Source organism: Streptomyces sp. ATLC9, from assembly GCF_057196705.1.
Window position 1 is genome coordinate 1 of sequence record NZ_JBXUOY010000273.1, and the last position, 6616, is coordinate 6616.

Here is a 6616-nt window from a genome sequence, read left to right on the forward strand (position 1 = left end):
CCGTAACCCCGCGCGGGGTTACGGGGCACACGCCTCTCGGGGGAAGGAGGATCAGAAGTCGTCGTCGAAGGAGACCGATCCCTCCACCGCGACCTGGTAGGCCGAGGCGCGGCGCTCGAAGAAGTTGGTCAGCTCCTGGACGTTCTGCAACTCCATGAAGGAGAACGGGTTCGACGCGCCGTAGCGGGCGGGGAAGCCCAGCCGGACCAGCCGCTGGTCCGCCACGCAGCGCAGGTACTCGCGCATCGACTCGGTGTTCATCCCCGGCAGGCCCTCGCCGCACAGGTCCCGGGCGAACTGCAGTTCGGCCTCGACGGCCTCCTCCAGCATCTCCTCGACCTGCCGCCGCAGCCCGTCGTCGAACAGCTCCGGCTCCTCCCGGCGCACCGTGTCCACCACGTCGAAGGCGAACGACATGTGCATCGACTCGTCGCGGAAGACCCAGTTGGTGCCGGTGGCCAGCCCGTGCAGCAGACCGCGGGAACGGAACCAGTAGACGTAGGCGAAGGCGCCGTAGAAGAACAGGCCCTCGATGCACGCCGCGAAGCAGATCAGGTTCAGCAGGAAGCGGCGGCGGTCGGCCCGGCTCTCCAGGCGGTCGATCGACTCCACCGAGTCCATCCAGCGGAAGCAGAACCGCGCCTTCTCCCGGATGGAGTCGATGTTCTCCACCGCGGCGAAGGCGGCGGCGCGCTCGTCCGGGTCGGGCAGGTAGGTGTCCAGCAGGGTCAGGTAGAACTGGACGTGCACGGCCTCCTCGAACAGCTGCCGTGACAGGTACAGCCGCGCCTCGGGTGAGTTGATGTGCCGGTACAGCGTCAGTACCAGGTTGTTGGCCACGATCGAGTCGCCGGTGGCGAAGAAGGCGACCAGCCGTCCGATCAGGTGCTGCTCTCCGGGGGAGAGCTTCGCGAGATCGGCCACATCGGAGTGGAGGTCCACCTCCTCCACCGTCCAGGTGTTCCTGATCGCGTCGCGGTAGCGCTCGTAGAAGGCCGGGTAGCGCATCGGCCGCAGGGTGAGCTCGAAGCCCGGGTCCAGCAGGTTCCGGGAAGCCGGGTTCTGGGTGGTGGTCACTGGCATGCCTCACAGGACTCGGGGTTCTCCAGGGAGCAGGCGGCGTCGGCGGCCGGCGCTCCCCGTTCCGCAGGGGCGGGGGCTTGGGTGATCGGGGCGGGAACGGCCGCGGACGCGCCGCCCGCCGCCCGTGCGATCCGGGTCGCGGGGCGCGAGCGCAGGTAGTACGTGGTCTTCAGGCCGCGCTTCCAGGCGTAGGCGTACATCGAGCTGAGCCGGCCGATGGTCGGCGACGCCATGAACAGGTTGAGCGACTGGCTCTGGTCCAGGAACGGGGTGCGGTCCGCGGCCATGTCGATCAGGGCGCGCTGCGGGATCTCCCACGCCGTGCGGTACAGCGCGCGGACCTCCGCGGGGATACCGGGCAGACCGGCCACCGAGCCGCCGGCCTCGCGCAGCGCCTCGCGGGTGCGCTCGTCCCACCGGCCCAGCCGCTTGAGGTCCGCCACCAGGTACGGGTTCACCTGGAGGAACTCGCCGCTGAGCGTCTCGCGCTTGAAGAGGTTGGAGACCTGCGGCTCGACGCACTCGTGGACGCCCGCGATCGAGGCGATCGTCGCGGTCGGAGCGATCGCCAGCAGCAGTGAGTTGCGCAGGCCCGCGGCCGCGATCCGCTCCCGCAGCGCGGCCCAGCGCTCCGGCCAGGTGATCTCCGCGTCCGGGTAGTGGTCGACGTGGAGCACGCCGCGGGCGGCGCGGGTCGCGGACCAGGCCGGATGCGGGCCGTGGCGCTCGGCGAGAGCGGCGGAGGCCTCGTAGGCGGCGAGCATGATCCGCTCGGAGATCCGGGTGGACAGCCTCCTGGCCCCGGGGGAGTCGAAGGGCAGCCGCAGCCGGAAGAACACGTCCTGCAGACCCATCAGCCCCAGACCCACCGGGCGCCAGCGGGAGTTGGAGGCGGCGGCCTGCCCGGTCGGGTAGTAGTTGACGTCCACCACGCGGTCGAGGAAGGTGACGGCGGTGCGGACGGTGGCGTCCAGCCGCTCCCAGTCCAGTTCCTCGCCGGGGCGCGGGCCCCCGTCGGCGGGGGCGCGCAGATGGGCGGCGAGGTTGACCGAGCCCAGGTTGCACACGGCCGTCTCGCCGTCCTCGGTGACCTCCAGGATCTCGGTGCAGAGGTTGGAGGAGTGGACGACGCCGCCCGGCTCGGCGGTCTGGTTGGCCGTGCGGTTGGCGGTGTCCTTGAAGGTCATCCAGCCGTTGCCGGTCTGGGCGAGGGTGCGCATCATCCGGGCGTAGAGGGTGCGCGCCGCGATCGCCCGCACCGCCAGCCCGGCGGCCTCCGCGCGGCGGTAGGCGGCGTCGAACCCCTCACCCCACAGGTCCACCAGTTCGGGGACGTCGCAGGGGGAGAACAGCGACCAGTCGGCGTCCGCCTCGACCCGGCGCATGAACTCGTCCGGGATCCAGTGGGCGATGTTGAGGTTGTGGGTGCGGCGGGCGTCCTCGCCGGTGTTGTCGCGCAGTTCGAGGAACTCCTCGATGTCCGCGTGCCAGGTCTCCAGATAGACGCAGGCCGCGCCCTTGCGCCGGCCGCCCTGGTTGACGGCCGCGACCGAGGCGTCAAGGGTCCGCAGGAACGGCACGATGCCGCCGGAGTGGCCGTTGGTACCGCGGATCAGCGAGCCGCGCGAGCGGATCCGCGAGAAGGACAGCCCGATGCCGCCGGCGTGCTTGGACAGGCGGGCGACCTGGTGGTAGCGCTCGTAGAGCGAGTCCAGCTCGTCCCGGGGGGAGTCCAGCAGGTAGCAGGAGGACATCTGGGGATGGCGGGTGCCGGAGTTGAACAGGGTGGGGGAGGAGGGGAGGTAGGACAGCGTGCTGGTGAGCCGGTACAGCTCGGCGACCTCCTCCAGCGCCTCCCGGGAGGAGTCGGCGGCCAGCCCGCAGGCCACGCGCAGCAGGAAGTGCTGCGGGGTCTCGATCACGGCGCGCGTCACCGGGTGGCGCAGCAGGTAGCGGGAGTGGACCGTGCGCAGCCCGAAGTAGCCGAAGCGGTCGTCGGCGCCGTCTTCGAGGGCGTCCTCGGCCAGCGCGTCGAGCCGCCCGGCGTGCTCGGCGACGAAGCCGGCCGTGCGGTCGGCGATCAGCCCCTGCCGGTGGCCGACCGCCACCGAGGCCGAGAACGACACCGCGCCCTGCCCGGCGGCTTCCCGGCGGATCGCCGGGGCGAGCAGCCGCGCCGCGAGCCGCGAGTACTCGGGCTCGACGGCGATGAGGCCGGCCGCGGCCTCGGTCGCCAGGGAGCGCAACTGCTCCTCGTCCGCGCCGGGGTGGCGTCCGCGCAGCGCGGCGGCCGCGACCCGGCCGGGGTCGGTGGCGGGCAGGTCGGAGGCGAGGTCGGTCAGGGTGCGCAGCAGCGCCGCGCCGGGACGGTCGTCCTCCGGTACGGAGGCCGGTGCACAGGCTGTGGCGGGCTCCGCTGATGAGATGGTCACTCGGTGCTCTCCCTCGTGGGCCGGCGGCCCCGGAGGGAGGCGGGACAGGCGCGTACGGGCACACCCGGCCGGAAGAGGGCGCGCCGCACTCGCGTCCGCCGGCCCAACCCACGAGGCCCGGACGTGTGAACGAACACCGTCGGCAGGTCCTCGGACTCGCGGCGCACGGCCCGGACCGTGCGAACGACACGGGGGCAGCCCGCCGCACACCGTTGCGGGACAGCTCCGGACTCACACCGGATTCCCCTGCGGCGACAGCGAGATGAGCATACATCTAGTGCCAATCCTGGAAAGCACCCCTAGATGTTGTGTCGCAGGAGTCCTCGGGCGGAGTGCGGAACCTCGGCCCGGTGCCGGGCGTCGCGCGGCACGGCGAGGTACGGGTCCTGGGTGCCGAAGTCCAGCAGACCGTCCCCGGGACACACCCCGGCCGTCAGCTCACCGACGGTCTCGAACTCGTGCGGGTGCGCGGCCCTGACGGCGATGTCCAGCCCGGATGGTGATGTCCATGACGGTCGTCACGCGGCGTCCCGGCCGTGGTGGCGCAGCGGCTTTCCGCCGGCGGGGCGCACGGGCGCGGAAGAGGGATCGGCGGGCCGGCGGCCGGGCGCCCGCTCACCGCCCCCGGCCGGGCCGCTGGAGCCGGGCGACGAACTTGTACCGGTCGCCGCGGTAGACCGAGCGCACCCACTCCACCGGCTCGCCCTCGGTGTCGCGCGAGTGCCGGGAGAGCATCAGCATCGGCAGGCCGACGTCCGTGCCCAGCAGGCCCGCCTCGCGCGGGGTGGCCAGTGAGGTCTCGATGGTCTCCTCCGCCTCGGCGAGGTGGATGTCGTACACCTCGGCCAGGGCCGTGTAGAGGGAGGAGTACTTCACCAGGCTGCGGCGCAGGGCGGGGAAGCGCTTCTGCGACAGATGCGTGGTCTCGATGGCCATCGGCTCGCCGCTGGCCAGCCTCAGCCGCTCGATGCGCAGGACGCGGTCCCCGGAGGAGATGTCCAGCAGTCCGGCGAGCCGGTCGTCGGCGCTGACGTAGCCGATGTCCAGCAGCTGGGAGGCGGGTTCCAGGCCCTGGGCCCGCATGTCCTCGGTGTAGGAGGTGAGCTGGAGCGCCTGGGCGACCTTGGGCTTGGCCACGAAGGTGCCCTTGCCCTGGATGCGCTCCAGCCGCCCTTCGACGACCAGTTCCTGGAGTGCCTGGCGCACGGTGGTGCGGGAGGTGTCGAACTCGCCGGCGAGCGTGCGCTCCGGGGGGACCGGGGTGCCCGGGGGCATCGTCTCGGTCATCTCCAGCAGATGGCGCTTGAGCCGGTAGTACTTGGGCACGCGCGCGGTGCGCCCGGCGGCGCTGTTCGTGGCCCCGTCGCTCTGCATCGCGCGCCTTTCCGGCTCGTGTCTCGACTTCTCCAGTGCCGTCACCGGCTTCCTCCGTACGTAGCGGATCACATCGTGGCACGGCCGCCGTCCCCGGGGGCGTCCCGGCCCAGATGTCGGTCCGGTAACGGATGCGACCGCGAGCTTTATACACCGTTGACAGCGATATAGGTCTAGGCCAAGCTGCGGGCACTGGTCTAAACCACTACAGGCCAGCCCAGCCCCACGGGCCGTACTCGTCGCATGTCGACGCATCCCGGCGCCCGCCACGCACGGTACGGCAGACGCGGCCATCCGGCGGGAGCGGAAATCTCGGACGGCGGGCGGGGGGACTCTGGCATCCCGAAGGAGAAGCACGTGAAGCACAAGCTCGTAGCGGCGATCGGTGCCGCGGCGATGATGACCGGCCTCGTCGCCTGCGGCGGGGACGGCGGGGACAACTCCTCCAAGGCTCCCGGAGAGCGCGACGAGACGCTCACCGTCTGGCTGATGAACGATGCCCAGAGCACCTGGCCCGAGCTGGTCAAGGACGTCAACGCCCAGTTCAAGAAGAAGTACCCCAAGGTCAAGGTCAAGGTCCAGTACCAGCAGTGGGGCGACAAGGCCAAGAAGCTCGACACCGCGCTGGGCGGCGACAAGTTCCCGGACGTGGTCGAGCTCGGCAACACCGAGACCATGACCTACATCCTCAACGGGGCCCTCGGCGAGATCGACCCGGAGAAGTACGACAACTCCGACACCTGGATCCAGGGACTGAAGGACACCTGTTCCTTCGAGGGCAAGCTCTACTGCGTCCCCTACTACGCCGGAGCGCGCGTCGCGATCTTCAACCAGGAGATGTTCGACAAGGGCGCGGGCACCAAGGAGCTTCCGCAGACCGAGGACGAGCTGAAGAAGGCGCTGGACGAGGTCGCGGAGGAGTACGGCGACGACAAGGCCTTCTCCCCCCTCTACCTGCCCGGCCGCTACTGGTACGCCGCCATGTCCTACGTCGCCGCGTACGGCGGCCAGATCGCCGAGTACGACGAGGGCAAGGGCGAGTGGAAGGCCACCCTGAGCACCCCCGAGGCGCGCAAGGGCATCGAGCACTTCATCGGCCTGGTCAACGAGTACAACAACGGCGACCGGACCAAGGACGAGCAGGACCACGCCAACGTCATGGCGAACAAGAAGGCCGCCCTGATCTACGGCAACGGCTGGGAGGCCGGCTCCGTCTTCGGGGGCGAGAACGGCAACCCCGAGCTGGAGGGCAAGATCGCCACCGCCGGCATGCCCGGCCCGAACGGCGAGGCCCTGCCGTCCTTCATCGGCGGCTCCGACCTCGCGGTGATCCAGAAGTCGGAGGCGAAGGACCTCGCCGAGGAGTGGATCTCGCTGTTCACCAGCGAGAAGTCGATGGAGGTCCTGGCCTCCAAGAACATCCTGCCGAACAACACCAAGCAGCTCGAGCCGCTGAAGGAGAAGCCGGAGACCGCTCCGATCGCCAACGCGGTGCCGGACGCCTGGTTCACCCCGATCGCCCCCGGCTGGACCGCGATCGAGAGCCAGAACGTGCTGGAGAACATGCTGCTGGACGTCCTCAAGGGCACCTCGGTGGCCGACGCCACCAAGAAGGCCGACGAGGAGATCGACAAGCTGATCAACAACGAGGTCTGAGCCGCGGCCGGGGGCCCGCACCCCCCGGCCGTCCCTGCGGCAGGCGGGAGCCGCGATTCACGGCTCCCGCC

5 protein-coding genes and 1 riboswitch are annotated in these 6616 nt (G+C 70.7%); of the genes, 2 read left to right on the forward strand and 3 right to left on the reverse strand.

Annotation, left to right across the window (positions count from 1 at the left end):
- Nucleotides 1–51: 51 nt before the first annotated feature.
- Both AC2CJA_RS22220 and AC2CJA_RS22225 read right to left on the reverse strand, forming a co-directional pair.
- Nucleotides 52–1008: a ribonucleotide-diphosphate reductase subunit beta gene (locus AC2CJA_RS22220; protein WP_484604448.1), complete on the reverse strand. Its 957-nt coding sequence runs from the start codon at nucleotides 1006–1008 to the stop codon at nucleotides 52–54.
- Nucleotides 1009–1073: 65 nt separating this feature from the next.
- Nucleotides 1074–3515 carry a ribonucleoside-diphosphate reductase subunit alpha gene (locus tag AC2CJA_RS22225; protein ID WP_484604445.1) on the reverse strand — a complete coding sequence of 814 codons (2442 nt, stop codon included), beginning with the start codon at nucleotides 3513–3515 and terminating at the stop codon, nucleotides 1074–1076.
- 124 nt (nucleotides 3516–3639) lie between these two features.
- A riboswitch (cobalamin riboswitch) is annotated at nucleotides 3640–3786 on the reverse strand.
- A gap of 61 nt (nucleotides 3787–3847) precedes the next feature.
- Here AC2CJA_RS22225 and AC2CJA_RS22230 point away from each other — a divergent pair.
- Entirely contained in the window at nucleotides 3848–4018 is a 171-nt protein-coding gene (locus tag AC2CJA_RS22230) for a hypothetical protein (RefSeq protein ID WP_484604446.1), read from the forward strand.
- Between the two features lie 112 nt (nucleotides 4019–4130).
- Here the strand turns inward: AC2CJA_RS22230 and AC2CJA_RS22235 are convergent, their stop codons facing one another.
- The gene (locus tag AC2CJA_RS22235; protein WP_484604449.1) at nucleotides 4131–4889 is read right to left on the reverse strand and encodes a GntR family transcriptional regulator; all 759 of its coding nucleotides are present in this window, start codon (nucleotides 4887–4889) and stop codon (nucleotides 4131–4133) included.
- Between the two features lie 357 nt (nucleotides 4890–5246).
- Between AC2CJA_RS22235 and AC2CJA_RS22240 the strand changes: the two genes are divergently transcribed.
- On the forward strand, nucleotides 5247–6545 hold the full coding sequence (locus tag AC2CJA_RS22240; protein ID WP_484604447.1) for an extracellular solute-binding protein: 1299 nt from the start codon (nucleotides 5247–5249) through the stop codon (nucleotides 6543–6545).
- Nucleotides 6546–6616: the final 71 nt, after the last annotated feature.